At 74.5% G+C, this 26599-nt stretch carries 27 protein-coding genes; 21 read left to right on the top strand and 6 right to left on the bottom strand.

Going from position 1 to position 26599, the window contains the following annotated elements:
* A partial coding sequence (locus GFJ45_RS05190) for an oxygenase MpaB family protein (RefSeq protein WP_228386527.1) occupies positions 1-790 on the bottom strand: 790 nt, incomplete at its 3' end.
* 90 nt (positions 791-880) lie between these two features.
* On the opposite strand from GFJ45_RS05190, the gene ffh reads away from it, so the two are divergent.
* On the top strand, positions 881-2527 hold the full coding sequence (gene ffh, locus GFJ45_RS05185; RefSeq protein WP_153394866.1) for a signal recognition particle protein: 1647 nt from the start codon (positions 881-883) through the stop codon (positions 2525-2527).
* Positions 2528-2594: 67 nt separating this feature from the next.
* On the opposite strand, the gene GFJ45_RS05180 is transcribed toward ffh, so the two are convergent.
* Complete coding sequence (locus tag GFJ45_RS05180; protein ID WP_153394864.1) at positions 2595-4106, bottom strand: phytoene desaturase family protein; 1512 nt, start codon at positions 4104-4106, stop codon at positions 2595-2597.
* A gap of 93 nt (positions 4107-4199) precedes the next feature.
* Between GFJ45_RS05180 and GFJ45_RS05175 the strand changes: the two genes are divergently transcribed.
* From GFJ45_RS05175 to trmD, 5 genes are all read left to right on the top strand, one after another.
* The gene (locus GFJ45_RS05175; protein WP_153394862.1) at positions 4200-5309 is read left to right on the top strand and encodes an amidohydrolase family protein; all 1110 of its coding nucleotides are present in this window, start codon (positions 4200-4202) and stop codon (positions 5307-5309) included.
* 180 nt (positions 5310-5489) lie between these two features.
* A complete protein-coding gene (gene rpsP / locus GFJ45_RS05170; protein WP_153394860.1) occupies positions 5490-5978 on the top strand; it encodes a 30S ribosomal protein S16 in 489 nt (162 codons plus the stop codon).
* 2 nt (positions 5979-5980) lie between these two features.
* Positions 5981-6223 carry an RNA-binding protein gene (locus tag GFJ45_RS05165; protein ID WP_153394858.1) on the top strand — a complete coding sequence of 81 codons (243 nt, stop codon included), beginning with the start codon at positions 5981-5983 and terminating at the stop codon, positions 6221-6223.
* A gap of 97 nt (positions 6224-6320) precedes the next feature.
* Positions 6321-6824: a ribosome maturation factor RimM gene (rimM, locus tag GFJ45_RS05160; protein ID WP_153394856.1), complete on the top strand. Its 504-nt coding sequence runs from the start codon at positions 6321-6323 to the stop codon at positions 6822-6824.
* Between the two features lie 7 nt (positions 6825-6831).
* Positions 6832-8001, top strand: a complete 1170-nt coding sequence (gene trmD, locus GFJ45_RS05155; protein ID WP_153394854.1) for a tRNA (guanosine(37)-N1)-methyltransferase TrmD — start codon at positions 6832-6834, stop codon at positions 7999-8001.
* 16 nt (positions 8002-8017) lie between these two features.
* Here the strand turns inward: trmD and GFJ45_RS05150 are convergent, their stop codons facing one another.
* Positions 8018-8938, bottom strand: a complete 921-nt coding sequence (locus tag GFJ45_RS05150) for a ribonuclease HI family protein (protein ID WP_153394852.1) — start codon at positions 8936-8938, stop codon at positions 8018-8020.
* A 251-nt stretch (positions 8939-9189) separates the two neighbouring features.
* On the opposite strand from GFJ45_RS05150, the gene rplS reads away from it, so the two are divergent.
* From rplS to GFJ45_RS05110, 8 genes are all read left to right on the top strand, one after another.
* The gene (gene rplS, locus GFJ45_RS05145; RefSeq protein ID WP_153394850.1) at positions 9190-9549 is read left to right on the top strand and encodes a 50S ribosomal protein L19; all 360 of its coding nucleotides are present in this window, start codon (positions 9190-9192) and stop codon (positions 9547-9549) included.
* Between the two features lie 118 nt (positions 9550-9667).
* Positions 9668-10420, top strand: a complete 753-nt coding sequence (lepB, locus tag GFJ45_RS05140; protein WP_228386525.1) for a signal peptidase I — start codon at positions 9668-9670, stop codon at positions 10418-10420.
* Positions 10417-11280 (top strand): ribonuclease HII, encoded by an 864-nt coding sequence (locus GFJ45_RS05135; protein ID WP_228386523.1) that lies wholly within the window; start codon positions 10417-10419, stop codon positions 11278-11280. The genes lepB and GFJ45_RS05135 overlap by 4 nt, the downstream gene beginning before the upstream one ends.
* Entirely contained in the window at positions 11277-11600 is a 324-nt protein-coding gene (locus GFJ45_RS05130) for a DUF2469 domain-containing protein (protein ID WP_153394848.1), read from the top strand. Before GFJ45_RS05135 ends, GFJ45_RS05130 begins: the two co-directional genes overlap by 4 nt.
* Positions 11601-11731: 131 nt before the next feature.
* Positions 11732-12118, top strand: coding sequence for a YraN family protein (locus tag GFJ45_RS05125; RefSeq protein ID WP_153394846.1), 387 nt, complete (start codon positions 11732-11734; stop codon positions 12116-12118).
* Positions 12118-13659, top strand: a complete 1542-nt coding sequence (locus GFJ45_RS05120) for a YifB family Mg chelatase-like AAA ATPase (RefSeq protein ID WP_153394844.1) — start codon at positions 12118-12120, stop codon at positions 13657-13659. The genes GFJ45_RS05125 and GFJ45_RS05120 overlap by 1 nt, the downstream gene beginning before the upstream one ends.
* Positions 13656-14768, top strand: a complete 1113-nt coding sequence (gene dprA / locus GFJ45_RS05115) for a DNA-processing protein DprA (RefSeq protein ID WP_153394842.1) — start codon at positions 13656-13658, stop codon at positions 14766-14768. Before GFJ45_RS05120 ends, dprA begins: the two co-directional genes overlap by 4 nt.
* The gene (locus GFJ45_RS05110) at positions 14765-15397 is read left to right on the top strand and encodes a murein hydrolase activator EnvC family protein (protein WP_194288524.1); all 633 of its coding nucleotides are present in this window, start codon (positions 14765-14767) and stop codon (positions 15395-15397) included. The genes dprA and GFJ45_RS05110 overlap by 4 nt, the downstream gene beginning before the upstream one ends.
* A gap of 27 nt (positions 15398-15424) precedes the next feature.
* Here the strand turns inward: GFJ45_RS05110 and GFJ45_RS05105 are convergent, their stop codons facing one another.
* Together GFJ45_RS05105 and GFJ45_RS05100 are read right to left on the bottom strand one after the other, a co-directional pair.
* Positions 15425-16378, bottom strand: coding sequence for a tyrosine recombinase XerC (locus GFJ45_RS05105; RefSeq protein ID WP_407670378.1), 954 nt, complete (start codon positions 16376-16378; stop codon positions 15425-15427).
* 2 nt (positions 16379-16380) lie between these two features.
* A complete protein-coding gene (locus GFJ45_RS05100) occupies positions 16381-17565 on the bottom strand; it encodes a pyridoxal phosphate-dependent aminotransferase (protein ID WP_153394836.1) in 1185 nt (394 codons plus the stop codon).
* A 209-nt stretch (positions 17566-17774) separates the two neighbouring features.
* Between GFJ45_RS05100 and rpsB the strand changes: the two genes are divergently transcribed.
* The 6 genes from rpsB (at position 17775) to rlmN (ending at position 23368) form a co-directional block, all read left to right on the top strand.
* On the top strand, positions 17775-18740 hold the full coding sequence (gene rpsB / locus GFJ45_RS05095) for a 30S ribosomal protein S2 (protein ID WP_153394834.1): 966 nt from the start codon (positions 17775-17777) through the stop codon (positions 18738-18740).
* Between the two features lie 74 nt (positions 18741-18814).
* Positions 18815-19642 carry a translation elongation factor Ts gene (gene tsf, locus GFJ45_RS05090; protein WP_153394832.1) on the top strand — a complete coding sequence of 276 codons (828 nt, stop codon included), beginning with the start codon at positions 18815-18817 and terminating at the stop codon, positions 19640-19642.
* 201 nt (positions 19643-19843) lie between these two features.
* Positions 19844-20599: a UMP kinase gene (gene pyrH / locus GFJ45_RS05085; protein WP_153394830.1), complete on the top strand. Its 756-nt coding sequence runs from the start codon at positions 19844-19846 to the stop codon at positions 20597-20599.
* Positions 20600-20646: 47 nt separating this feature from the next.
* The gene (gene frr, locus GFJ45_RS05080) at positions 20647-21213 is read left to right on the top strand and encodes a ribosome recycling factor (RefSeq protein WP_153394828.1); all 567 of its coding nucleotides are present in this window, start codon (positions 20647-20649) and stop codon (positions 21211-21213) included.
* A 27-nt stretch (positions 21214-21240) separates the two neighbouring features.
* The gene (locus GFJ45_RS05075) at positions 21241-22128 is read left to right on the top strand and encodes a phosphatidate cytidylyltransferase (RefSeq protein ID WP_153394826.1); all 888 of its coding nucleotides are present in this window, start codon (positions 21241-21243) and stop codon (positions 22126-22128) included.
* Between the two features lie 70 nt (positions 22129-22198).
* On the top strand, positions 22199-23368 hold the full coding sequence (gene rlmN, locus GFJ45_RS05070) for a 23S rRNA (adenine(2503)-C(2))-methyltransferase RlmN (protein WP_153394824.1): 1170 nt from the start codon (positions 22199-22201) through the stop codon (positions 23366-23368).
* 28 nt (positions 23369-23396) lie between these two features.
* On the opposite strand, the gene GFJ45_RS05065 is transcribed toward rlmN, so the two are convergent.
* A complete protein-coding gene (locus GFJ45_RS05065; RefSeq protein WP_153394821.1) occupies positions 23397-24560 on the bottom strand; it encodes an LOG family protein in 1164 nt (387 codons plus the stop codon).
* Positions 24561-24628: 68 nt separating this feature from the next.
* On the opposite strand from GFJ45_RS05065, the gene GFJ45_RS05060 reads away from it, so the two are divergent.
* On the top strand, positions 24629-26569 hold the full coding sequence (locus tag GFJ45_RS05060; RefSeq protein WP_153394819.1) for a propionyl-CoA synthetase: 1941 nt from the start codon (positions 24629-24631) through the stop codon (positions 26567-26569).
* The last annotated feature ends 30 nt before the right edge of the window (positions 26570-26599 follow it).

Genomic DNA, 26599 nt, shown 5'->3' with positions numbered 1-26599 from the left:
AGGGCCCGGGCACGGCAAGCCCCAGCAGCCGGCGCGCGCGGACCGGCAGCATCGCGACCGCCCCGGCGGCCAGCAGCCAGTAGCCGGGGCGGGCGGCCGGGGGCAGCGGCGGTTCCCGGAGCAGGAACCGGGCCGCGTCGAGCGCCCCCGGCGTGGCCGCCAGCTCGGGGGTGAAGGCGGCCAGTTGGGCGCACAGGGCGGTGACCGAGCGGGGCGGGTCCGCCAGCCCCAGCCGTTCGGCGGTCCACGCCGTCTGGGACACGTAGCGGTCAGCCTGCTCCGGGGTCAGCGGGTGCCGGGCGTGACGCTGGTAGGAGGTCAGGAAGGAGTCGACCTCGGCCACGTGCACCCACCGCAGCAGGTGCGGGTCGCGCGCGGAGTAGGCGCGGCCGTCACCGGCGTGGCCGCTCACCGTGGCGTGGACCTGGTTGATCCGGTCCAGCACCCGGTCGGCGTCCTCGACCAGGCCGAACGTGGTGGTGGCGATGAACTCGCTGGTGCGCTGCAGCCGTCCCCACGGGTCGCCGCGGTAGCCGCTGTGCTCGCCGACGCCGGCCATCGCCAGCGGGTGCAGCGACTGCAGCAGCAGCGCCCGGATCCCGCCGGCGTACATGCCGGCGTGGCTGTGCACCCGGCAGATCGGGTCCTCCGGGGAGTACCGGCGGGGGCCCGGTGCCAACCAGATCCGCTCGGCCCTGGCCTCCGCGTCGGGGCCGGCCACGCGCTGACGCAGCGCCTCGGAGAGCCGGCGGCGCAGCGGCCGGACGAGGGGGCGGGCCAGGGAGGTCACCTCGTCAGTATCGGCCCGCCTGCACCCCGCCGCGCGGGGTGCTGTGCGCGCGGGGACCGGAGCGGGCCGGGCGCGGGTTAGCCTGGGACGGTGTTCGCCAGCCTCTCTGACCGCCTGACCGACACCTTCCGCAACCTCAAGCGGAAGGGGACGCTCAACGAGTCCGACGTCAACGCCACGATCCGGGACATCCGGATGGCGCTGCTCGACGCGGACGTGGCGCTGCCCGTCGTCAAGCAGTTCACCGGCCGGATCCGGGAGCGCGCGCTCGGGGCGGAGGTCTCCCGTGCCCTCAACCCGGCCCAGCAGGTCGTCAAGATCGTCAACGAGGAACTGGTGGACATCCTCGGCGGGCAGACTCGCCGGCTGGCGTTCGCCAAGACCGCACCGACGGTCATCATGCTGGCCGGCCTGCAGGGCTCCGGCAAGACCACGCTGGCCGGCAAGCTGGGGCACTGGCTGAAGCAGGACGGCCACACCCCGCTGCTGGTCGCTGCCGACCTGCAGCGGCCCAACGCGGTCAACCAGCTGCAGATCGTCGGAGAGCGCGCCGGCGTCCCGGTCTTCGCGCCCGAGCGGGGCAACGTCCACGGGCACGACGCGGCCCTGGAGAGCGGGGAGGGCACCCGGTCCTTCGGGGACCCGGTCGACGTCGCGGTCGACGGCGTGGCCGAGGCCCGGGGCAAGGGCCATGACGTGGTCATCATCGACACCGCCGGCCGGCTGGCCGTGGACGTGGAGCTGATGCGCCAGGCCCACGACATCCGCGTCGAGACCCAGGCGCACGAGGTCCTCTTCGTGATGGACGCGATGATCGGTCAGGCCGCGGTCGAGACGGCCAAGGCGTTCGCCGACGGGGTCGGCATCACCGGGTCGGTGCTGACCAAGCTGGACGGTGACGCCCGCGGTGGTGCCGCGTTGTCGGTCGCGACCGTCACCGGCCAGCCGATCCTGTTCGCCTCCACCGGCGAGAACCTGCGCGACTTCGAGACCTTCCACCCCGACCGGATGGCGTCCCGGATCCTCGACATGGGTGACGTGCTCACCCTCATCGAGCAGGCGGAGAAGGCCTTCGACCAGGCCCAGGCCCGGAAGATGGCCGAGAAGTTCATGGGGGAGGAGGACTTCACCTTCGACGACTTCCTCGAGCAGATGGCGGCCATCAAGAAGATGGGCAACCTGAAGCAGATGCTCGGGATGATGCCGGGGATGCAGCAGATGCGGGCGCAGCTGGAGGCGCTCGACGAGAAGGAGTTCGACCGGGTCGAGGCGATGGTCCGCTCGATGACGCCGTTCGAGCGCAACCACCCCAAGGTGATCAACGGCTCCCGCCGGGCCCGCATCGCCAAGGGCTCCGGCGTGAGCGTCTCCGAGGTCAACCAGCTGCTGGAGCGGTTCGGCCAGGCGCAGAAGATGATGCGGCAGATGCGCCGGGGCGGGGGCGGGATGCCCGGGATGCCGGGCATGCCTGGTATGCCGGGGATGCCCGGCGGCGGTGGTGGCGCCGGCGGCCGGGCCAAGGGCAAGGGCAAGCAGCAGCGCAAGAAGTCCCGCAGCGGGAACCCCGCCAAGCGGGCCGCGGAGGAGAAGGCCGCTCGGGACAAGGCCGAGGCCAGCCGCGGGAACGCGGCCGCCAGCGCGTTCGGGCTCGGCGGGGACGCCGGCGGCGAGGCCGAGCAGGACCTGTCCGACCTCTCGCTGCCGAAGGGGTTCGAGAAGTACCTCGGCGGCCGCTGAGGCGCCCCCACCACGCCGCGCGCGCGGGGCAGCCGGCGCCTGGGCATTCCGCTGAACCGGCCGCACCTCAGCCCTGCAGCGCCGCCTCGCCCAGCGCGGCGGCGGCAGCGTTGCGCCCCGGGATCCCGCTCACCCCGCCGCCGCGCCGGGCGCCGGCCCCGCAGCAGAAGACGTTGTGGTGCCGGGTCTCCACCCCCCAGCGGCCCACGTCGCGCCGGTCCTCGGCGAACGGCCACTGCAGGTCTCCGTGGAAGATGTGGCCCCCGGGCATGCCGACCGAGGCCTCCACGTCCAGCGGGCTGCGCACCTCCAGGGTCGTCGGGTCCAGCAGGCACTCCTGCAGCGGCTCGGCCAGCACCGCGTCCACCGAGGCCAGCGTGGCGCGCAGTGCCTCCCGCCGGGCACCGTCCGGGTCCGCCCGGAACAGCCGGGCCGGCATGTGCAGCCCGAACAGCGTCAGCGTGTGGGCGCCCGCCTCGACCAGGCCGCGGCCCAGGATGGAGCCGTCCGACAGGCTGTGGCAGTACAGCTCGCACGGCGGCAGCGAGGGGATGCGCCCGCTCGCGGCCTGGGCGTGGGCCAGCTCGAGCTGCTGGTAGCCCTCGTTGACGTGGCAGGTGCCGGAGAACGCCTGCTCCGGGGTCACCGTCTCGTCCTTGACTGCCGGCAGCCGGGAGAGCAGCAGGTTCACCTTGAGCTGGGCGCCCTCGGGCGCCGCGGGGCCGCGGTCCTCACCGAGCAGCCGGTCCAGCACCGTGGGGGCCACGTTGGCGAACACCTGCCGGGTCCGGACGCGCCGCCCGTCCGCGGTGTGCACGACCGTGTCGGCCTCGTCCGCGTCGATCGCGGTGACGGGGCTGGAGGTCTCGACCTGAGCACCGTGGGACTCGGCCGCCCGGAGCAGCGCGTCGGTGACCGCGCCCATGCCGCCGACCGGCACGTCCCAGTCGCCGGTCCCGCGGCCGATGACGTGGTACAGCAGGCACCGGTTCGCCAGCAGGTCGGCACCGTGGGCGCGGGCGAAGGTGCCGATCAGGCCGTCGGTCAGCACCACTCCCCGCACCGCGTCGGAGACGAACCGGCGCTCCAGCGTCTCCCCGAGGGGACGCTGCACCAGGTCGGTCCAGGCCGGCTCGCCGAGCAGGGCGCGGACGTCGTCGGCGCTGCGCAGCGGCTCGGTCATGGTCCCGAACAGCCGCCGGGCCACCGCACCGGTCATCCCGTAGAAGTCCTCCCACGCCTGCGCGTCCGGGCCGAGGTCGGCGGCGGTGCGCACCGGGTCACCGGTGTCGACCAGGATGCCGCCGTCCCCGACCGGCGTGTAGGAGGAGATCCGCCGGTGCACCAGCGTCAGCTCCAGTCCCAGCTCGTCGATGACCTGCTGCGGCAGGAGCGAGACCAGGTAGGCGTAGGCCGACAGCCGGGCGTCGTAGGCGGGGAAGGTGCGCACCGAGCGGGCCGCGCCGCCGACGTGGTCGGAGCCCTCCAGGACCAGCACCGACCGCCCGGCCCGCGCCAGGTAGGCGGCGCAGGTCAGCCCGTTGTGCCCGGCCCCGATGACGACGGCGTCCACCGGCATGCCGGCCACGCTAGCGGCAGCGACGGTAGCCTGCCCGCACACGGTGCCGACTGCCAGCTGCGGACCACCGACCGCCGGCGAAGGAGGAACAGCATGGGCACAGCCGCCCTGCACGTGCGCGGCCAGGTCCTGGCCGGGCCCGAGGAGGTGCTGGACGAGATCTGGGTCATCGACGGCCGCATCAGCCTCTCCCCGCCCGCGTCGGCCGCGGCGGAGGTGGAGACGGTCCAGGGATGGGTGCTGCCGGGGCTCGTGGACGCCCACTGCCACGTCGGCCTGGAGTCACGGGGCGCGGTCGAGCCGGCCCGCGCCGAGGAGCACGCCCTGGCCGAGCGGGACGCCGGCGCGCTGCTGCTGCGGGACGCCGGCAGCCCGCTGGACACCCGGTGGGTCCAGGACCGGGACGACCTGCCACGGCTGATCCGCGCCGGGCGTCACATCGCGCGGACCAAGCGGTACCTGCGCAACTACGCCCACGAGATCGAGCCGGAGGAGCTGGTGGCCTACGTCCGCCAGGAGGCGCGCAACGGGGACGGCTGGGTCAAGCTGGTGGGGGACTGGATCGACCGGGACACCGGCGACCTGGGCACCTGCTGGCCGGTGAACGTGCTGACCGAGGCGATCACGGCCGCCCACGAGGAGGGCGCTCGGGTGACCGCGCACTGCTTCGGTGAGCAGTCGCTGCGCGACTTCGCCGCGGCGGGCACGGACTGCATCGAGCACGCGACCGGCCTGCAGGACGACACCATCGAAACCTTCGCCGCGCGGCAGATCGCGATCGTGCCCACTTTGGTCAACATCGCGAACTTCCCCGACTTCGCGGCCGCCGGCGAGGCGAAGTTCCCCGGCTACGCGGCGCACATGCGGGACCTGCACGCGCGCCGCTACGACACCATCGGGAAGGCCCTCGAGGCCGGGATCCCGGTGTACGCCGGCACCGACGCCGGCGGTCAGCTGCCGCACGGCCTGGTCGCCCGGGAGGTCGTGGAGCTCAGCAGGGCCGGGATGTCCCCGCGGCAGGCCATCGGCGCGGCGACCTGGCAGGCGCGGGCCTGGCTGGGACGGCCCGGGATCGAGGAAGGCGCCTCGGCCGACGTCGTGGTCTACCGGGACGACCCCCGGGAGGACCTGCGCACGCTGGCCACGCCGCACCGCGTCGTGCTGCGCGGCCGGGTGCAGCCCCACTCCGGCGCGCGGGGGTGACCGCCCGAGGGCGCGAGTTCGTGGCTGGGCACGGACTCTGGCACAATGTCCCGGTACCCATCTGCCACGGCCCCTCTCACCGTGGCCCGATGTGTCCGCCCGAGCTCCCGGACCACGCGTGAATTCCCCACGTGGGACAGGTGGGCTCACCCAGACCAAGAACGAGGAGACACCGCACACGTGGCTGTCAAGATCCGCTTGAAGCGCATGGGCAAGATCCGTGCCCCCTACTACCGCGTCGTCGTCGCCGACTCCCGCACCAAGCGGGACGGCCGGGCGATCGAGGAGATCGGCAAGTACCACCCCACCGAGGAGCCCTCGCTCATCGAGATCGACTCCGAGCGGGCGCAGTACTGGCTCGGTGTGGGCGCCCAGCCGAGCGAGCAGGTGCAGGCCCTGCTGAAGGTGACCGGCGACTGGCAGAAGTTCACCGGTGAGGAGGGCGCCGAGGGCACGCTGCGCCCGCAGCAGCCCCGCCCGGACAAGAAGGCCCGCTACGAGGCCGCACTGGCCGAGGCCGACAAGGGCGAGGGCGGCGGCGACCCGGCCCCGTCCCGGCAGCGGCGCTCCGCCAAGCCGGCCCAGGAGCAGGCCGACGAGGGCGCCGAGGCCCCGGCCGAGACGCCGGCTGCCGACGAGCAGGCCGAGGCCGAGAAGACCGAGGGCTGACCGTGCTCGAGGAGGCCCTGGAGCACCTGGTCAAGGGCATCGTCGAGCACGACGGCGACGTCGCCGTCCGCCGCAAGAACCTGCGCCACGGCGAGGTGCTCGAGGTGCGCGTGCACCCCGAGGACCTGGGCCGGGTGATCGGGCGGCGGGGCCGCACCGCCAGCGCGCTGCGCACCGTCATGGGTGCGCTCGCCGAGGGCCGCAAGGTCCGCGTCGACATCGTCGACACCGATCAGGTGAGCTGAGCAGGCCCACCGGAGCGCCGAGGGGTGCGTCGCAGGCTGAGCCCGCGACGCACCCCTCGACGCGTCCCGGGCCACGACCAACCGAGGAGGAGCACGGGTGCTGCTGGTCGCACGCATCGGGCGCGCGCACGGGCTGCGCGGTGAGGTGACCGTCCAGGTCCACACCGACAGCCCGGACGAGCGGTTCGTGCCGGGCGCCGAGCTGGCGACCGACCCGGCCGAGGTCGGCCCGCTGCTGGTCCGGGGGGTGCGGGTGCATCAGGGCCGCTACCTGCTGGCGTTCGAGGGTGTCACCGACCGCACCGGTGCCGAGGCGCTGCGCGGCACCCGGCTGCTGGCGGAGGAGCTGGACGAGGACGAGGACGAGGGCTGGTACGAGGAGGAGCTGCTCGGGCTGGCGGTGGTCGACACCACCGGCACCGTGCTGGGGGAGGTGAGCGGGCTGCACACCCGCCAGGTGCAGGACCTGCTGGAGGTGCGGCTGGTCGGCGGGGGGACGGTGCTGGTGCCGTTCGTCGAGGAGCTGGTCCCCGAGGTCGACGAGGAGCAGGGCAGGGTCGTCGTCGACCCGCCAGCGGGCCTGCTCGAGCTGGGGGAGTGACCCACTCGTGCGCCTCGACGTCATCACCGTCTTCCCGGAGTACCTGGCGCCGCTGGAGCTGTCCCTGATCGGCAGGGCACGCCGGGAGGGCCTGGTCGACCTGCGGGTGCACGACCTGCGCGACTGGACCCACGACCGGCACCGCACCGTCGACGACACCCCCTACGGCGGCGGCCCCGGCATGGTGATGCGGCCCGAGCCGTGGGGGGAGGCGCTGGACGAGCTGTGCCGGGAGCGGCCCGGAGCGGTGCCGCACCTGGTCGTGCCCGGCCCCGGGGGGACGCCGTTCAGCCAGGCGATGGCGCGCGAGCTCGCCCGGGAACCGTGGCTGGCGTTCGCCTGCGGTCGCTACGAGGGGATCGACGAGCGGGTCTACGAGCACGCCGCCGAGCGGATGCCGGTGTCGGTGGTCTCGCTCGGCGACTACGTGCTCAACGGCGGGGAGGTCGCCGTGCTGGCCATCGTCGAGGCGGTGGCCCGGCTGCTGCCCGGGGTGGTCGGCAACGCCGAGTCGCTGGTGGAGGAGTCACACGAGGACGGCCTGCTGGAGTACCCGGTCTACACCAAGCCGCCCTCCTGGCGGGGCCGCGAGGTCCCACCGGTGCTGCGCAGCGGCGACCACGCCGCCATCGCCGGCTGGCGCGACCAGCAGCGGCGGCAGCGCACCGCCGCCCGCCGCCCCGACCTGCTGCCGCCCTCGGCCGCGATCACCGCCGACGGGATGGCGGCCACCGAGCTCACCGCAGCCGTCCCGGCCGACGTGCCGGAGATCCTCACGCTGGCCATGGCCGCGGCCTACGCACGGCAAGGTGGGGCCGGGGCCGGCCGGCCGGCCCCGGCCGTCGACGAGGAGGCGGTGCGCGCCGGGGTGCGGCAGGGCGCCACGTGGGTGCTGCGCAGCGGTGGCCGCCTGGTGGGGGCGGTCAGCGGCCGCCGGGAGGCAGCCACCGGCGAGCCGGTGTGGGTGGTGACGCCGGTCCTGGCCCCCGACCTGGCCGGCCGGGGACTGGCGCGGGCGTTGGCCGAGCACTCCGGGCAGCGGGCCCCCGCCGACCTCCGGGTGGTCCAGGTGGAGCTCGCGCCGGGCGACCCCGACGAGCGGACGCTGCGCAGGGCGGGGTACCACCGGGCCGGCCGGCGTCCGGACGGGATGCTGCTGCTCCGCCGCCGCCGCTGACCCGCCGCCGCTGGTCTCACCCCTCGGGCGTGCCCTGGTGGAAGCGCTGCTGCCAGCCACCGGGCGTGCGCACCCACAGCGAGCTGCGCACCGCGGCGCGCCGGCCGCTGCCGGTGAGCGAGCGCCACACCAGCAGCACCGCGTCCGGCCCGACCCGCTCGACGCTCTGCACCTCCAGCTGCACCTCCTCGGGCAGCGGAGCGAGCTGGGCCAGCATCTCCGTGCGCGACCACAGCCGGCCGGAGGCGCCGACCTCCTGCCAGCCGGGGTGCAGCAGCCGCTCCACCGCCTGGCGGTCCGCCCGGACCTCCCCGCGCAGCAGGCTGCGCTCCAGCTCGACCACCTGCTCCTCCTCCGAGGCCGGGTGCTCGGCGTGGGAGAACAGGTCGGGCTGCTCCGGCTGCCGCTGGCTCCCGCGCTCCCGGCCGGCCGGACGCTCCGCGGACCCGGCAGCCGGTCGCTGCGCCGCCGCTACCGCCGCGAAGCCGGGCCCCGGAGCCGGCGGGCGGCCCTCGCGGTAGCTGACCGCGGCGGCGTTGGCCAGCCGGTCGGCGGCCTCATTGAGGTCGTGACCGGCATGACCCTTCACCCACTCGAACCGCACCCTGCGCCCCCGCATCGCGGCGTCGAGGGCGCGCAGGATCTCCACGTTGAGGACGGGCGAGCCGTCTCGCTTGCGCCACCCGCGCCGCTTCCAGCCCGGCATCCACCGGGTGACCGAGTTGATGACGTAGGTGCTGTCGCAGTAGACGAGCAGCTCCTCCTCCAGGCCGGCGGTCTGCTGCAGCAGGTCCAGCACGGCCGTCAGCTCGCCCATGTTGTTGGTGCCGTGCGGCCAGCCGCCGCACGCCCAGCGGGACTCGTCGACGTACCACGCCCACCCGGCCGGGCCGGGATTGCCCAGCGCCGAACCGTCCGCCGCCGCTCGTAGAGTCACGGTCAGGCATCCTGCCAGCCGCGCGACCGGGGCTCCGCGCCCGGTCGGCCCCGCTGCGCACGATTTACGCAGCCGGGCGCGACTGTGGCAGACTTGCTCCTTGCGTCCGGGTCGGACGACACCCTCGCGCCCCTGCCACAGGGGGAGCCGTGCGAGCAGGCCGACCGGAGCGAACCCTGACAGCCAGCCGTCCGTCACGGACGACGACCGCCGTGGGTGACCTGTGGCACCTGCGAGAAAGCGACAGCGCCATGCACCAGCTCGACGACGTCAACGCCGCCAGCCTGCGCGACGACATCCCCGACTTCCGCGCCGGTGACACCATCAAGGTCCACGTGAAGGTCATCGAGGGCAACCGCACCCGTGTCCAGGTGTTCCAGGGCGTGGTCATCCGCCGCCACGGCGGCGGGGTGGGCGAGACCTACACCGTGCGCAAGGTCAGCTTCGGCGTCGGTGTGGAGCGCACCTTCCCGGTCCACAGCCCCCAGGTCGAGAAGGTCGAGCTCGTCAGCCGCGGCGACGTGCGGCGCGCCAAGCTGTACTACCTGCGCAACCTGCGCGGCAAGGCAGCCCGGATCCGCGAGAAGCGCGACAACCGCCCGAGCGCCTGAACCCGCCCGCCTCCGCCCCGGCCAGATCTGGCCGGGGCGGAGCCGTCTGCGACAGGACCGCCGTACTAGTGTCGTGCCTGGGCCGCCCCGGCCCCGGCACCAGGCAGACAGGACGACCGTGACACTCCAGACGCCCCCGGACGACGACACCCGTCCGACGCCGTCACGACGGGTGCGCCCCAGCGGCCTCCGGCGGCTGTGGCACGTGGTGCGGGAGGTGCTGGTCGTGGGCGGCACCGCGCTGGTCATCTCGTTTCTGATCAAGACCTTCCTGCTGCAGGCGTTCTGGATCCCGTCAGGATCGATGGAGCAGACCCTCGTCTACGGGGACCGGGTGATGGTGAGCAAGGTGGCCGCTGGCCCGCTGGAGGTGGAGCGGGGCGACATCGTCGTCTTCGAGGACCCCGGCGGGTGGCTGCCGCAGTCGGTGGAGATGGAGCGCGGGCCGGTGCTGGGGGCGGTGCGCGACGCGCTGGAGTTCGTCGGGCTCGCCCCGGCCGCGGAGGGCAACCACCTCATCAAGCGCGTCATCGGCGTGGCCGGCGACCACGTCGTCTGCTGCGATGGGCAGGGCCGGCTGACCGTGAACGGCGAGCCGCTGGAGGAGGACTACCTCTACCCGGGTGACGAGCCGAGCACCGAAGAGTTCGACATCACCGTCCCGGAGAGCAGCTACTGGGTGATGGGGGACCACCGCTCCAACAGCCGCGACTCCCGCGCCAACGACGACGGCTCCGGGCAGGCGGGGACGGTGCCCGCGGAGGACGTCGTGGGGCAGGCGATCGTGCTGGTCTGGCCGCTGGACCGGTTCGACTGGTTCTCCCGCCCCGCGGAGGTGTTCGCGGGCGTCGAGGAGGCGCAGCCGTCGTGAGCCCCGGTTCCCGCACCCGCACCCCCCGGGCGACCGCGCGTCCGGCCCGGCCGAGCCTGCGGCTGGAGCGCGCGCTGCAGCGGGAGGGCTACCCCGTCCTGGTCGGGATGGACGAGGTCGGCCGCGGCGCGCTGGCCGGCCCGGTGACCGTAGGGGTCGTCGCCATCGACGAGGGCTGCCGGTCGGCCCCGACCGGGGTGCGGGACTCCAAGCTGCTGACCCACCAGGCCCGTGAGCGGATGGTCCCCAGGATCCGCCGCTGGTGCCTGTCCTGGGGCGTGGGCCACGCCTGGCCGGCCGAGATCGACCGCATCGGCATCATGGCCGCGCTCCGGCTGGCGGGCGGGCGAGCGCTGGCCCAGCTGGGCCTGCAGCCGGACCTGGTGCTCCTGGACGGCAACCACGACTGGCTGACCGACCCCGCCCGGGAGGGGCTGCTGGGGTTCGCCGACCCGGGCCGGGCGCCTCCGGTGCCGGTGCGCACCATGATCAAGGCCGACATGCGCTGCTCCTCGGTCGCCGCGGCCAGCGTGCTCGCCAAGGTCATCCGGGACGCCCACATGGTGCAGGCGGCCCGGGAGGCGGGCTACGGCCGCTACGGCTGGGACGGCAACAAGGGCTATGCCGCACCGGAGCACCTGGCCGCGCTGCGCGAGCACGGCCCGTGCGACCACCACCGGCGCAGCTGGAACCTCACCGGCGCCCCCGACGAGGGCATCGACCCCGAGCTGGACCCCGTGGCCGCCGCCGAGCTGGACGCGGGCGCCGGGGGCCCGGCCGACCCCGACACCGGCAACCAGGACCGCTTCGACCTCGCCGATGACCCTGCCCACCTCGCCCAGGAGATGACCCGCGCATGAGCGCTGAGGACCTCGAGAAGTACGAGACCGAGATGGAGCTGCAGCTCTACCGCGAGTACCGGGACGTGGTGGGGCTGTTCAGCCACGTCGTGGAGACCGAGCGGCGGTTCTACCTGGCCAACGACGTGGACGTGCAGGTCCGGACCGGGAACGGGGAGACCTGGTTCGAGGTGACGATGGAGGACGCCTGGGTGTGGGACGTCTACCGCCCGGCCCGGTTCGTCAAGAACGTGCGCGTGATCACCTTCAAGGACGTCAACGTGGAGGAGATCGCCAAGAACGAGCTGGAGATCCCCAAGGAGGGCGACTTCAGCGGCTGACCCCGGCCGGCGGTCGCTCAGCACCCGTGCTCCACACCGGTGCGCCGGCCGCGGCGGCGTCCACACCCGCGCCGTCCTGACCGGCGCCGGCCACCGCCCCGGCAGCACGCTGCCGGTCAGGAGGTGGTTCGATGACCGGAACCGGCAGCGGAGCGTCGCCCGGGCACCGGGTCCGGCGCGCGCTGGGTGACCTCGGCGAGCGGCTGGCCGCCCAGCACCTGCAGGCGCTGGGGTATGAGGTGCTCGACCGCAACTGGCGGTGCGGGCAGGGGGAGATCGACCTGGTGGCCAGGCAGGGCTCGACCGTGGTCGTGTGCGAGGTCAAGACCCGGCGATCGAGCCGCTACGGGCACCCGCACGAGGCGGTCACCAGGGCGAAGGCCGCCCGGCTGCGGCGGCTCGCGGTCGCCTGGCTGCAGGCGCACGACGTCCCCGCCGCGCGGGTGCGGATCGACGTGGTCGCCGTCCGGGTCGGCCACGGTGACCCGGTGCTGGAGCACCTTCGCGGGGTGGCCTGATGGGGTTCGCGCGCACCCGCGCCGTCGCGCTCGCGGGCGTCACCGGGCACCTGGTCACCGTGGAGGCCCACCTGGCCGACGGGTTGCCGGCGATGACCCTCAGCGGGCTGCCCGACGCCGCCTGCGCCCGCGCCCCGGACCGGGTGCGGGCCGCGGCCGCGAGCACGGACGTGCGGCTGGAGCAGCGCCGCTGGACCATCAACCTGTCCCCGGCGGCGCTGCCCAAGCAGGGCAGCGGGTTCGACCTGGCCGTGGCGGTGGCCCAGCTGGCCGCGCAGGGCTCGCTGCCCCCGGCCGTGACCGCCAACCTGGTGCACGTCGGGGAGCTGGGCCTGGACGGCTCGGTGCGTCACGTGCCGGGGGTGCTGCCGATGGTCATGGCCGCCGTCGCCGCCGGCGCCACCGACGTGGTCGTCCCGAGGGCCAGTGCCGGGGAGGCAGCCCTGGTACCCGGCGCGCGCGTGCGCTCGGTCGCCACGCTGGCGGAGCTGCTGGAGCTCCACCGTGCGCTGCAGGCGGGGGAGGCCGTGCCCGTGGCCGAGGTGCCGCCCTCGGGCCGGTCCGGTGGGCAGCGAGAGGTCCCCGACCTGCAGGACGTGGTGGGGCAGGCCGAGGCACGGCGTGCCCTGGAGGTCGCCGCGGCCGGCCGCCACCACATGCTCCTGGTCGGACCGCCCGGCGCCGGGAAGACCATGCTCGCCGAGCGGTTGCCCGGCCTGTTGCCACCACTCACCGCCGAGCAGGCGCTGGAGGTGACGGCGGTCCACTCTGTGCTGGGCGCGACCGGGAGCACGACCCAGCTGGTCACCCGGGCGCCGTTCGTGGCGCCGCACCACACCGCCTCTCCCGCCGCGGTGGTCGGGGGCGGGTCGGGCCGGGTCGCACCCGGGGCGATCTCCCGCGCGCACCGGGGCGTGCTGTTCCTCGACGAGGCCCCGGAGTTCCGCCGGGACGTCCTGGAGGGCCTCCGGCAGCCGCTGGAGTCGGGTCAGGTCGTCATCGCGCGTGCCCATCGGCAGCTGCGGTTCCCGGCGCGGTTCCAGCTGGTAGCCGCCGCGAACCCGTGCCCGTGCGGCCAGGCGGTCGGCAAGGGTCGCGACTGCCGCTGCACCCCGCAGGCGCGCCGAACCTACCTGGCGCGGCTGTCCGGTCCGCTGCTGGACCGGGTCGACCTGCGGGTGTCGGTGCGCGCCCCCGGCCGTGCGGCGCTCGCCGGCCCGACGGGAGAGACGTCGGCGACGGTGGCGGCCCGGGTCGAGGCCGCCCGCGAGCGGCAGGCGCGCCGCTGGGCTGGCCACCCCTGGTCGGTGAACGCGGAGGTCCCCGGGCCGGTGCTCCGCGACGGTGAGCGGCGGCTGCCGCCCGCGGTCACCCGGGACCTGGCCCGGGCGCTGGACCTGGGCCGGCTCACGCTGCGCGGCTACGACCGGTGCCTGCGCATCGGGTGGACCATCAGCGACCTGGCGGGGGCAGACGGCCCGGGGCGGGAGCACCTGGCCGAGGCGCTCGGCCTGCGTGGCGCGCAGGAGGTGGCCGCGTGAACCCGGCCGAGGACGAGCGGCTGGCTCGCATCAGCTGGGCCCGGCTGGCCGAGCCGGAGGACCCGGTCGCCTGGGCGCTGATCGACAAGCTGGGGCTGCAGGAGGCGCTGGACCTGGTCGTCCACGGCAGCCGCCGCGCCAGCAACCGGGCGGTCGCCCGGTTCGCGGCCCGGTTGCAGCGGTGGGACCTGCAGCAGGACCTGGCCATGACCGACCGGGCCGGCGCCCGGGTGCTGGTCCCTGGCGACGCCGAGTGGCCCGACTCGTTCGCCGCGCTGGAGCGGCCGCCGTGGTGCCTCTGGGTGCGCGGCCCGGCCGACCTGGCTGCCCTCGCCCCGCGGTCGGCCTCCGTCGTGGGCTCCCGCTCGGCGACCGAGTACGGCGCCTCGGTGGCGGGTGACCTCGCGGCCGGGCTGGGTGACCGCGGGTACGCCGTCGTGTCCGGGGCCGCGTTCGGCATCGACGCCGCCGCCCACCGCGGCGCACTCGCCGCTGGCGCCGTGACCGTGGCGGTGCTCGCCTGCGGTGTCGAGCGGGCCTACCCCTCGGCGCACACCGGCCTGCTGCGCGAGATCGGCGAGACCGGCGCCATCGTCAGCGAGCTGCCACCGGCCACGTCCGCGATGAAGATGCGCTTCCTCCACCGCAACCGGCTCATCGCCGCGCTGACTCGGGGCACCGTGGTCGTCGAGGCGGGTCTGCGCTCGGGGGCGCTGAGCACGGGGCGCATGGCGGCTCGGGTGGGCCGCCCGGTCGGGGTGGTCCCCGGGCCGGTCACGTCCATGCAGTCGGCGGGCTGCCACGAGGCCGTCCGGCAGGGGTGGGCGACGCTGGTCACCGAGACGGCCGAGGTCATCGAGCTGGTCGGTGCGATCGGCACCGACCTCGCCGACCGGAAGCAGGGCCCCGTGGAGCCCGTCGACGAGCTCGGGACCGCGGCCAGGCAGGTCTGGGGCGCGCTGCCGCCGCGTGCCTCCCGCGAGGTGGAGGGCCTCGCCCGGCTGGCCGGGCTCGCCGAGCACGAGGTGCTCGCCGGGCTCGGGGAGCTGGACGCCGCCGGGCTGGTGGAGCAGCGGCTCGACGGGTGGGGGAAGGTGAGCGCGCGGTGACGGCGCCGCTGGCTCCTCGCCGGGTGCTGCACCCGGTGATCACCGCCGCCACCGTGCTGGCGCTGCTGGTCGGCCTGCCGGCGCCGCCTGGCCCGGGACTGGCCGAGCCGGACCAGCACGATCCGTCGGCCGCCGCGCCCGGGACAGCCCGGGTGGAGCCGGGTCAGCCGGAGTGGCAGTGGCCGGTGGCCGGCCCGCCACGGGTGCTGCGGCCGTTCGACCCGCCCGCGCAGCGGTGGGGCCGGGGGCACCGGGGCGTGGACCTGCTGACCTCGACCGGCGGGCCGGTACGGGCGGTCGCCGACGGCGTCGTCAGCTACAGCGGCGAGATCGCCGGGGTCGGGGTGGTGGCAGTACGGCACGGCAGCGGGCTGCGCAGCACCTACCAGCCCGTGGACGACCGGGTCGCGGCAGGGCAGGTCGTGGCGGCCGGGGACCGGCTCGGCACGCTCGGGTCCGGGCACTGCCTGCTGCTGAGCTGCCTGCACCTGGGGGCGGTGGCCGGACGGGACGCCTACCGCGACCCGATGCTCCTGCTGCGGGGCTGGCGAGTCCGGCTGCTGCCGCTCCGGCCCGCCGGCGGGCCCGAGCCACGGGTGAGCGCCTCGTGGGACCGGGCTCGCAGGTGAGGGCGCGGCAGCAGGGCCCGGACGCGGTTACGCCCGGGGGTGGGCCTGCTGGTAGGCCCGGCGCAGCCGTTCGGGGGAGACGTGGGTGTAGACCTGCGTCGTCGCCAGGCTGGCATGGCCCAGCAGCTCCTGCACGGTGCGCAGGTCCGCGCCCCCGTCCAGCAGGTGCGTCGCGGCACTGTGCCGAAGCCCGTGCGGACCGAGGTCGGGCGCATCGGGCAGGTGGCCGAGCAGCTCGTGGACGGCGCGGCGCACCTGCCGCTGGTCCAGCCGGCCGCCGCGCCGCCCCAGGAACAGTGCCGGGCCCGACCGGGGACCCGCCAGCGCCGGCCGGCCACCCTCCAGCCAGCCGGTGAGCGCCTCCCGGGCCGGTGCCCCGAAGGGCACGACCCGCTCCTTGGCGCCCTTGCCCAGCACCCGGGCGGTGCCCTCGGGGAGGTCGACGTCGTCGACGTCCAGCCCGGTCAGCTCCCCGACCCGCATGCCGGTCGCGTAGAGCAGCTCCAGCACGGCGCGGTCGCGGACGTGGACCGGGTCCTGGTCGTCGGCGCGGACGCCGGCCAGGTCCAGCAGCCCGGCGGAGTCGCTCTGCCGCAGCACCCCGGGCAGGGAGGCGTCGCGTCCCGGAGCGACCAGCCGCAGCGAGGGGTCCTCGGCCAGCTGGCCGGTGCGCACCGCCCAGCGGAAGAAGGTGCGCGCGGCGGCCAGCCGGCGGGACAGCGTCGCCCGGGAGGAGCCCTGTCCGGTCATGGCGGCCAGCCACGAGCGCAGGTCGGCGACCCGCACCTCGGCCAGGTCGGTCACGCCCGCCTCGGCGAGGGCGGCCGCCATGGAGCGCAGGTCACCCAGGTAGGCCCGCACCGTGTGCGGCGAGCGTCCCCGTTCGTGCCGCAGGTGGTCACCGAACCGTGCCAGCAGCGCGGCAGGCACGACCGAGTCGGTGCCGTGCCCGCTGCCGGCGCGGGACGCGCCCTCGGCCACGCTCACCCCCCGGCCTCTGCCCCGTCCCCGGCCCCCAGCCGCGCGAGCCGGCGGGCCCCTTCGTGCAGGACCTCCTCGCGCTTGCAGAAGGCGAACCGCACCAGCGTGGCGACCGACTCGGTGTCATCACAGAAGGCCGAGACCGGCACCCCCACCACGCCGACCTCCTCGGGGAGCCGGCGGCAGAAGTCGACCGCGTCGGTGACGCCGAGCGGTGCGGCGTCGGCGATGACGAAGTAGGTCCCCTGGCAGGGCGCCACCGGCAGCCCGGCACCGGTGAGCGCCCGCACCAGGACGTCGCGCCGCTGCTGCATCCCGTGCCGGAGGGTGGTGTAGAACTCGTCCGGCAGCCGCAGCCCGGTGGCGATGGCCGGCTGGAACGGGCCCGACCCGACGAAGGTCAGGAACTGCTTGACGGCCGCCACCGCCTTGATGAGCTCGGCCGGGCCGTGGACCCAGCCGACCTTCCAACCGGTGGCGGAGAACGTCTTGCCGCCGGAGGAGATGGTCAGCGTGCGCTCGGCCATCCCCGGCAACGTGGCGACCGGGACGTGGTCGGCCCCGTCGTAGACCAGGTGCTCGTAGACCTCGTCGGTCACCACCCAGGCATCGTGCTCGCGGGCCAGTGCAGCGACCAGCTCCAGCTCGGCCCGGGTGAACACCTTGCCGGTCGGGTTGTGCGGGGTGTTCAGCAGCACCATCCGGGTGCGCGGGCCGAACGCGGCCCGCAGCGCCTCCTCGTCGACCGCGAGGTCGGGGAAGCGCAGCGGCACCGTGCGCCGCTGCGCCCCGGCCAGGGCGATCGAGGCGGCGTAGGAGTCGTAGTACGGCTCGAAGGTCACCACCTCCTCGCCGGGCTCCACCAGTGCCAGCACGCTGGCGGCGATGGCCTCCGTGGCCCCGACAGTGACCAACACCTCGCTGGCGGGGTCGACCGTCAGCCCGTAGAACCGGCGCTGGTGCTCGGCGACCGCCTCGCGCAGCACCGGCATGCCGATCGCGGGCGGGTACTGGTTGGCCCCGGAGTCGATCGCCTGCTTGGCGGCCTCGAGCACCTCGGGGGGGCCGTCCGTGTCAGGGAAGCCCTGACCCAGGTTGACCGCCTCGAACTGCAGGGCCCGCTGGGTCATCTCCGCGAACACGCTGGTGCCGAAGCCGGTCATGCGGTGGACGAGCGGATTTCCCATGCCCGGCAGGGTAACCGTAGGATAGGGGACACGCGTGGTGTGTCCGCCGTGCCCGCGAGCCGGCGCACGTGGAGCACACCAGCGAATTCGCGCACGAGCCCACCGCCGAGCTGGCGGGACAGGCCCTCGCAGTCCCGGACCCCGTCCGGGTGGGGACTGTCGCCCGTGCCAGGAGACCAACTGCCACCGAGAAGAAAGCGAGACACGGCATGGCCGTCGTCACCATGCGCCAGCTCCTGGAGAGCGGCGTCCACTTCGGGCACCAGACCCGTCGCTGGAACCCCAAGATGAAGCGCTTCATCATGACCGAGCGCAACGGCATCTACATCATCGACCTGCAGCAGTCGTTGACCTACCTCAACGAGGCCTACGACTTCGTCAAGCAGACCGTCGCCCACGGCGGCACGATCCTCTTCGTCGGCACCAAGAAGCAGGCGCAGGAGTCGATCGCCGAGCAGGCGACCAGGGTCGGGATGCCCTACGTCAACCACCGCTGGCTGGGCGGCATGCTCACCAACTTCCAGACCGTCTCCAAGCGGCTCTCGCGGCTGAAGGAGCTCGAGGAGATCGACTTCGAGGACGTGGCCGGTTCCGGCCACACCAAGAAGGAGCTCCTCATGATGCGCCGCGAGAAGGACAAGCTCGAGCGCGCGCTGGGCGGCATCCGCAACATGGGCCGGGTGCCCTCCGCCATCTGGGTGGTCGACACCAAGAAGGAGCACCTGGCGGTCACTGAGGCTCGCAAGCTCGGGGTCCCGGTCATCGCCATCCTGGACACCAACTGCGACCCGGACGAGGTCGACTACAAGGTGCCCGGCAACGACGACGCGATCCGGTCGGTGACCCTGCTCACCCGGATCATCGCCGACGCCGTCGCCGACGGCCTGATGGCGCGCGCCTCCGGTGGCAGCGCCGAGGCCGGCGAGGAGGCCGAGCCGATGGCCGAGTGGGAGCGGGAGCTGCTCGCGGGCGGCGCCGGGACGCCGTCGGCCGACGTGCAGACCGAGCCGGACGACCAGCCGGCCGCCGAGGTCGAGACCGACGAGGTGCAGACCGAGGCCGCCGAGGTCGCCCCGGACGAGGCCGAGGCCGACCGGGCCAACGCCGAGGCCGCCTCCGGCCCCCAGCCCGAGGAGGCCGCTGAGCAGGCCGCCGGGCAGTCCTCCGAGGCCTGAGCCCGACCGGGACGGCCAGCGTGCCCGTTCCTCTCACTCCGCCTACCACTTCCACGAAGGAGTCACCATCCCCCATGGCGAACTACACCGCCGCTGACATCAAGGCGCTCCGCGAGCAGACGGGCGCCGGCATGATGGACGTCAAGAAGGCGCTGGACGAGGCCGAGGGCGACACTGCCAAGGCCACCGAGGTCCTGCGGGTCAAGGGCCTGAAGGGCGTGACCAAGCGGGAGGGCCGCTCGGCCTCCAACGGCCTGGTCCGGGTCCACGTCGACGGGGACGCCGGCACCATGGTCGAGGTCAACTGCGAGACCGACTTCGTCGCCAAGGGTGACAAGTTCGGCGAGCTGGCCGACCGGGTCATCGCCCAGGCGGTCGCCGTCGGCGCACCCGACGCCGAGACCCTGCTGTCCTCCGAGATGGACGGACAGACCGTCCAGGCGGTCCTCGATGAGGCCAACGCCACCATCGGCGAGAAGATCGAGGTCAAGCGGGTGGCCCGGCTCGACGGCGAGAACGTCGTGTCCTACCTGCACCGCACCAGCCCGGACCTGCCCCCGCAGATCGGTGTGCTGGTGGCTACTGCCGGTGGCGACGAGCAGGTCGCCCGCGACATCGCGATGCACGTCGCGGCCTTCAGCCCGACCGTGCTGACCCGTGAGGAGATCGACCCGGAGGTCGTCGAGAACGAGCGCCGGATCGCCGAGCAGACCGCGCGCGAGGAGGGCAAGCCCGAGCAGGCGATGTCCAAGATCGTCGAGGGCCGGGTCAACGCCTACTTCAAGGACAACGTGCTGCTGGACCAGCCGTTCGCGAAGGACCCCAAGAAGTCGGTGGCCAAGGTCGCCGACGAGGCCGGCGCGAAGGTCACCGGCTTCGTCCGGTTCAAGGTCGGCGTCTGAGCCAGTCCGCACGCTGAGCCGCGCCGCAGGGCCGGGACCCCGCTGGGGGTCCCGGCCCTGCCGCGTCTGGGTCCGCACCGCCCGCCGGACCGAGGTACGCCGTGGCGCCGTCCGGGGCGGTCACGGCCTGCCGCCCGAGCCGATCGTGTGGCAGGGTGTGGCAGGATCGAGCGACCGCCCCTGACCACCCGCCGGGAGACCATGTTGAGCGCCGCGACCCTGTCCACCGCCCCGACGCCGACCTCGCACTCGCCGCGGCGGGTGCTGCTCAAGCTGTCCGGGGAGGCATTCGGGGGTGGCCGGGTCGGGCTGGACCCCGACGTGGTCCGTCGCATCGCCCACCAGATCGCGACGGCCGCGCGCGAGGGCGTCCAGATCGCCGTGGTGGTCGGCGGCGGCAACTTCTTCCGCGGCGCCGAGCTGCAGCAGCGGGGCATGGAGCGGGCCCGCGCCGACTACATGGGCATGCTGGGCACCGTCATGAACTGCCTGGCGCTGCAGGACTTCCTCGAGAAGGAGGGCGTCGACACCCGGGTGCAGACGGCGATCACGATGGGTCAGGTGGCCGAGCCCTACATCCCGCGCCGGGCGATGCGCCACCTGGAGAAGGGCCGGGTGGTGATCTTCGGGGCCGGCGCGGGGATGCCGTACTTCTCCACCGACACCGTCTCGGCGCAGCGGGCGCTGGAGATCCAGTGCGACGCGGTGCTGATGAGCAAGCACGGTGTGGACGGCGTGTACACGGCCGACCCGCGCACCGACCCGGACGCGGTCCGGCTGGAGACGCTGACCTACAGCGACGCGCTGGCCAGCAACCTGCGCGTCGTCGACGCGGCCGCCTTCAGCCTCTGCATGGAGAACGACCTGCCGATGCTGGTCTTCGGCATCGACGGTGACGAGGCGATCGCGCGGGCGGTCCGGGGTGAGAGGATCGGGACACTGGTGACGTCCGAGTAGGTCACCGCCCTCGCCGTCCACCTGCACACGAGAAGGAGTCCGCGCTGATGTCCGAGACGACCGAGATGGCCCTGCTGGAGGCCGAGGAGAAAATGCAGAAGGCCCTCGAGGTCGCCCGCGAGGACATGGCCACGATCCGTACCGGCCGGGCTCACCCGAGCATGTTCAGCAAGCTGCTGGTCGACTACTACGGCGCTCCGACCCCGCTGCAGCAGCTGGCCTCCTTCCAGGTCCAGGACGCCCGCACCGTGCTGATCCAGCCCTACGACAAGGGCGCGATGAGCTCCGTCGAGAAAGCGCTGCGCGACTCGGACCTGGGGGTCAACCCCAGCAACGACGGCAACGTGGTCCGCATCGTGCTCCCGCAGCTGACCGAGGAGCGCCGCAAGGACTACATCAAGCTCGCCCGCGCCAAGGGCGAGGAGGCCAAGGTGTCGGTGCGCAACGTGCGCCGCCACACCAAGGACCAGATCGACAAGGCGGTCAAGGACGGCGACATCGGCGAGGACGAGGGCAGCCGCGCGGAGAAGGAGCTCGAGGGGCTCACCCGCCGGCACGTCGACGCCATCGACGAGGTCCTCAAGCACAAGGAAGCCGAGCTGCTGGAGGTGTGAGGCCGACCGCGCCGAGGGGTGGTGACGATGGCAGGGGCCTCCTCGCGGCGGGCGCACCGCGCCCAGCAGGCCCAGCACGCGCAACGGGGTAGCGGCTCGCCCGCGCCCTCGCGCGCCGGCCGGAACCTGCGGGCCGCGATCGCGGTCGGGGTCGGGCTGGGCATCGTCCTGGTCGCGGCCCTGCTGCTGTGGAAGCCCGCGTTCGTGGTGATCGCCACGCTGGCGGCCTGCCTGGGCGGCTGGGAGCTGCTGGGGGCGCTGCGCGCCGGGCGGATCGTCCCGCCGACCGTCCCGACGATGATGGGCGCGCTCGCGCTGGTGCCGGTCGCCTACCTGGCCGGCCCGCAGGGACTGGCGGTCGGGTACGGGCTGTGCGTGCTGGCGGTGCTGCTCTGGCGGGCCCTGGACGGACTGGCGGGGGCGATCACCGACATCGCCGGGGGCGTGTTCGTGCTCAGCTACGTCCCGCTGCTGGCTGCCCTCTCCTCCCTCATGCTGCTGCCGGAGGACGGCCCGCAGCGGGTGCTGGTCTTCCTCATCACCACGGTGGCCAGCGACGTGGGCGGCTACGCCGTGGGCGTGCTCGTCGGCCGGCACCCGCTGGCGCCATCCATCAGCCCCAAGAAGTCCTGGGAGGGGCTGGCCGGCTCCGTGGTCACCTGTGCCGTCGCCGGCACGCTGTCGGTCGTGCTGCTGCTGGACGGCCGCTGGTGGGCCGGGGCGCTGCTCGGGCTGGCGGTCGCCGCCGCCGCGACCGTCGGCGACCTGGCGGAGTCGACGCTGAAGCGGGACCTGGGCATCAAGGACATGGGCTCGCTGCTGCCCGGGCACGGTGGGGTGATGGACCGGCTGGACTCGCTGCTGGTGGCCGTTCCCGTCAGCTGGGCGCTGCTGAGCTGGCTGGTCCCGGCGTAGCGGCCGCCGCGGCCGCGGCGGCCTCCCGCGCGGGAGCGGCGCGGGCGGCGCCGGCTGTCACACTGGTGCGGTGACGACGCCACTGCCCGCTCCGAGCACCGACCGACCCGCCCCGGGGGCGTTGACCTTCCGCGCCCCCCGCCGCGGCAAGCCGCCCCGGCACCTGGTGGACTCGGGGCTGGCCGACCGGCGCGCGTGGCTGGCCGAGCTGGGGGAGCGGCCGTTCCGCGCCGACCAGCTGTCCCGCCACTACCTGGAGCGGCTGGTCACCGACCCGACCGCGATGACCGACCTGCCGGCCCGGGGTCGGGAGGAGCTGGTCGGCACCGTCCTCCCGACCCTGCTGACGCCGGTGCACACGCTCAGCGCGGACGACGGCGCCACCCTGAAGGCGGTGCACCGGCTGCACGACGGCGCGATGGTGGAGTCGGTGCTGATGCGCTACCCCGGGCGGGTCACCATGTGCATCTCGAGCCAGGCCGGGTGCGGCATGAACTGCCCGTTCTGCGCCACCGGCCAGCAGGGACTGACCCGCAACCTGTCCACCGCCGAGATCGTCGAGCAGGTGGTCTCGGCTGCCCGCGCGCTGCGGCACGGCGACCTCGCCGGCGGGGACCACATCGAGAGCACCGAGCAGGCGCTGCGCGTCAGCAACGTGGTCTTCATGGGCATGGGGGAGGCGCTGGCCAACTACCGCGCCTCCGTCGCCGCGATCCGTCGGCTGGTCGACCCCGCGCCGGAGGGGCTGGGGATGTCGGCCCGCGGCGTCACCATGTCCACCGTCGGGCTGGTGCCGGCCATCGACAAGCTGGCCGGCGAGGGCGTCCCCGTCACGCTCGCGCTGTCGCTGCACGCCCCCGACGACGAGCTCCGCGACGAGCTGGTGCCGATCAACACCCGCTGGCAGGTCGACGAGGCCCTCGACGCCGCCCACCGCTACTTCGAGACCACCGGGCGGCGGGTCTCCATCGAGTACGCCCTCATCCGCGACATCAACGACCAGGCCTGGCGGGCGGACCTGCTGGGAGAGAAGCTCAACGCCCGCGGTCGCGGCTGGGTGCACGTCAACCCGATCCCGCTGAACCCGACGCCGGGGTCGAAGTGGACCGCCTCCCGGCCCGGCGTGGAGCAGCAGTTCGTGGAGCGGCTGCTCGCCCACGGCATCCCGACGACCGTGCGCGACACCCGCGGCTCAGAGATCGACGGCGCCTGCGGCCAGCTGGCCGCACAGACCGGGTGAGGGACCGCCGGCTCCGGTCGGGCGCGGCTCACCCGGCCAGCACGATCGCCGCGGCCTCGGCCGGGGTCTGCACCAGGTGCACCGCCTCGGCCATCGCCCGGCCGCGGCCCAGCGCCTGCAGCAGCGGCCACACCGGGAGCTGCCCCGTCCAGTGCTCCGGGCCGACCAGGACCAGCGGCGGCACCCGGCCGTCGACCTCGTAGTAGAGCCGGGTCGCCATCTGGAACACCTCCTGCACGGTGCCGGCCGCGCCGGGCAGCACCACCAGCCCGGCGCCGCTGTGGTGCAGCAGCAGGTCCTCCCGGAGCGCGTTGGAGAAGAACTTGGCCACCAGGTCCGCGAACACGTTCGGCGGCTCGTGGCCGTAGTGCCAGGTGGGAATCCCGAGGCTGCGCGGCCGGCCGTCCCGGGCGCCCTGCTCCCGCACCCGCAGCGCCACCTCGGCCCACGGGCCGATCCGAGGGGCGAAGTGGGGCACCGCTGCCAGCCGCTCCAGCGCCCCGGCCAGCGCCGTGCCGTCCTGCGCCCACGCGCCCAGGTTGGCCGCCTCCATCGCGCCGGGGCCGCCGCCGGTGGCCACCAGGACGCCCTCGCGGGCCAGCCGGTGGCCGAGCTCGGCGGCAAGGGCGAACTCCGCGCTCCCGCGCCGCACCGCGTGTCCGCCCATCACGCCGGCCACCCGCCGCCCGGCGACCACGTCCACCAGCGCGTCCGCCATGGCGTCGTCGTGGATCGCCCGCAGCGCCGAGACGTAGGCGTCGTGGGCGACGGTGGCGTCCCGGGACCAGGCGTAGGCCCGCGCGTCCGGCGTGTGCTCGTACCCCTCGGCGAGGCCGTCGTACAGCTCCTCGGGCGTGTACAGCGTGCCGCGGTACGGGAGCACCGGCGCCCCCGGGTCGGTCGGGAAGATGATGGCGCCGTGGGAGCGCAGGTGCTCATCCAGCGCGGGCGTCAGCCGCCCGCCGAGCACCACCAGCCCCCGCACGTCCTGCCGTGCCAGTAGCGCCGCCTCGTGGCCGGTGAGGTCCAGCCCCTGGAACCGCAGCCCGGCGAGCGAGGCGGCGGAGTCCAGCAGCGCCACCAGCGCCGCCTGGTCCTCGATCTCGCGTCGCCGCCCGCTGCCCGGCTCGGGCGCGGGGTGCTCGTAGCGGACCTCGCCGGTGCCCGGCGCCGGCTGCTGGGCGGCAGTCATGGCGCGACGATAGCCGCGACCGGGCGGGGACAGTGGCGCAGACCGTCCCCGGCCGCCACCATGGGGCCATGACCCACCCAGCAGGTCCCGGTGGTGGCGGCCCGGCACCCGCCGGAGGCACCGGCAGCTACGCCCAGCTGCTGCGGGCCAGCCGGGAGGACCCGACGGCGTTCTGGGCGGAGGCGGCCCAGGGGATCGACTGGATCCGGCGGCCGCGGCAGGTCCTTGACGACAGCTCCCCGCCGTTCTACCGGTGGTTCCCCGACGGGCGCCTCAACGTGTGCTACAACGCGCTGGACCGCCACGTCATCCGGGGCCGGGCCGACCAGGTCGCGCTGGTTTACGACAGTCCCGTCACCGGCACCCAGCGCCGGTACACCTACGCCGAGCTGCTGGACCTGGTCGCGCGGTTCGCGGGAGTGCTGCGCGACCTGGGCGTCGGCACCGGCGACCGGGTCGTCCTCTACCTGCCGATGGTGCCCGAGGCGGTCATCGCGATGCTCGGCTGCGCCCGGCTCGGCGCGATCCACTCGGTGGTGTTCGGCGGCTTCGCCCCCGCCGAGCTGGCCGCCCGGATCGAGGACGCCCGCCCGACGGTGGTGGTCTCGGCCTCCTGCGGCGTCGAGCCCACCCGGGTGGTGCCGTACAAGCCGATGCTGGACGAGGCGCTGCGCCGCTCCGGGCACCAGCCGGACCACTGCGTGATCCTGCAGCGGGAGCAGCAGCCGTGCGAGCTGGGGGAGCGCGACCTGGACTGGGACCGCGTCATGCATCCCGACGCGGCGCAGCCGGCCGGGTGCGTGCCGGTGCACGCCAGCGACCCGCTGTACGTGCTCTACACCTCCGGCACCACCGGGCGGCCGAAGGGCATCGTGCGCGACAGCGGCGGCTACGCCGTCGCGATGCGGTGGTCGATGGAGCAGCTCTACGGGGTGCGGCCCGGTGAGGCCTGGTTCTGCGCCTCCGACGTCGGGTGGGTCGTCGGGCACTCCTACATCGTCTACGCCCCGCTGCTGACCGGCGCCACGACGGTGCTCTACGAGGGCAAGCCGGTCGGCACCCCGGACGCCGGGGCGCTGTGGCGGGTCGCGGCCGAGCACGGCGCGGTGGGGCTGTTCACGGCCCCGACCGCGATCCGGGCCATCAAGCGGCAGGACCCCCGCGGCGCCCTGGTCGCCGGGCACGACCTGTCGCGGCTGCGCGCGCTCTTCCTGGCGGGGGAGCGGCTGGACCCCGACACCTGGCAGTGGGCCACCGACGCCCTCGGCGTCCCCGTGGTCGACAACTGGTGGCAGACCGAGACCGGCTGGCCGGTGGCGACCAACCCGGTGGGCGTGGAGCTGCTGCCGATCAAGCCCGGCTCACCGACCCTCCCGGCGCCCGGCTACGACCTGCAGGTGCTGGACGAGCAGGGCCAGGCCGTCCCGCCCGGGACCGAGGGCGCGATCTGCCTGCGGCTGCCGCTGCCGCCGGGCACGCTGCCCACGCTCTGGCACGACGACGACCGGTTCGTCGAGTCCTACCTGTCGGCCTACCCCGGCTACTACCTCTCCGGCGACGGCGGCTACCTGGACGAGGACGGCTACGTCTACGTCATGGGACGCACCGACGACGTGCTCAACGTGGCCGGGCACCGGCTCTCGGCCGGGTCGCTGGAGGAGGCGCTCGCCGGGCACCCGGACGTCGCCGAGTGCGCCGTCATCGGCGTCAGCGACGAGCTCAAGGGGCAGGTGCCGCGCGCGCTGGTGGTGCTCAAGGCAGGCGTGGACCCGGACGAGGCCGAGCTGGAGCGGATCCGGGGCGAGCTGGTGGAGCGGGTCCGGGCCGAGGTGGGACCGGTGGCGGCGCTGCGGCGGGTCGACGTCGTCGAGGCGCTGCCCAAGACCCGCTCCGGCAAGATCCTGCGCCGCACCATGCGCCAGCTGGCCGAGGGGGAGCGGCCGGCTGTGCCGAGCACCATCGAGGACCCGGCGGTGCTCGAGCAGCTGTCCGGCCTGCTGCGCCGGTAGCGGCCGCGGGCGCGGCACCGGGCCCGCGCC

It is taken from the genome of Ornithinicoccus halotolerans, assembly GCF_009602535.1.
GTDB classification, from domain to species: Bacteria; Actinomycetota; Actinomycetes; order Actinomycetales; family Dermatophilaceae; genus Ornithinicoccus; species Ornithinicoccus halotolerans.
The sequence above is the reverse complement of the archived record's forward strand: the minus strand, read 5'-3'. Positions and strand labels throughout refer to the sequence as shown.

Excerpts from the sequence above, each read along its gene's own strand:
- rplS (WP_153394850.1), top strand. The coding sequence starts at position 9,190 with ATGCACCAGCTCGACGACGTCAACGCCGCCAGCCTGCGCGACGACATC.
- tsf (WP_153394832.1), top strand. The coding sequence starts at position 18,815 with ATGGCGAACTACACCGCCGCTGACATCAAGGCGCTCCGCGAGCAGACG.
- GFJ45_RS05060 (WP_153394819.1), top strand. The coding sequence starts at position 24,629 with ATGACCCACCCAGCAGGTCCCGGTGGTGGCGGCCCGGCACCCGCCGGA.
- GFJ45_RS05065 (WP_153394821.1), bottom strand. The coding sequence starts at position 24,560 with ATGACTGCCGCCCAGCAGCCGGCGCCGGGCACCGGCGAGGTCCGCTAC.
- GFJ45_RS05130 (WP_153394848.1), top strand. The coding sequence starts at position 11,277 with ATGAGCGCTGAGGACCTCGAGAAGTACGAGACCGAGATGGAGCTGCAG.
- GFJ45_RS05180 (WP_153394864.1), bottom strand. The coding sequence starts at position 4,106 with ATGCCGGTGGACGCCGTCGTCATCGGGGCCGGGCACAACGGGCTGACC.
- GFJ45_RS05175 (WP_153394862.1), top strand. The coding sequence starts at position 4,200 with ATGGGCACAGCCGCCCTGCACGTGCGCGGCCAGGTCCTGGCCGGGCCC.
- GFJ45_RS05075 (WP_153394826.1), top strand. The coding sequence starts at position 21,241 with ATGGCAGGGGCCTCCTCGCGGCGGGCGCACCGCGCCCAGCAGGCCCAG.
- rpsB (WP_153394834.1), top strand. The coding sequence starts at position 17,775 with ATGGCCGTCGTCACCATGCGCCAGCTCCTGGAGAGCGGCGTCCACTTC.
- GFJ45_RS05100 (WP_153394836.1), bottom strand. The coding sequence starts at position 17,565 with ATGGGAAATCCGCTCGTCCACCGCATGACCGGCTTCGGCACCAGCGTG.
- frr (WP_153394828.1), top strand. The coding sequence starts at position 20,647 with ATGTCCGAGACGACCGAGATGGCCCTGCTGGAGGCCGAGGAGAAAATG.
- pyrH (WP_153394830.1), top strand. The coding sequence starts at position 19,844 with ATGTTGAGCGCCGCGACCCTGTCCACCGCCCCGACGCCGACCTCGCAC.
- GFJ45_RS05120 (WP_153394844.1), top strand. The coding sequence starts at position 12,118 with ATGGGGTTCGCGCGCACCCGCGCCGTCGCGCTCGCGGGCGTCACCGGG.
- GFJ45_RS05125 (WP_153394846.1), top strand. The coding sequence starts at position 11,732 with ATGACCGGAACCGGCAGCGGAGCGTCGCCCGGGCACCGGGTCCGGCGC.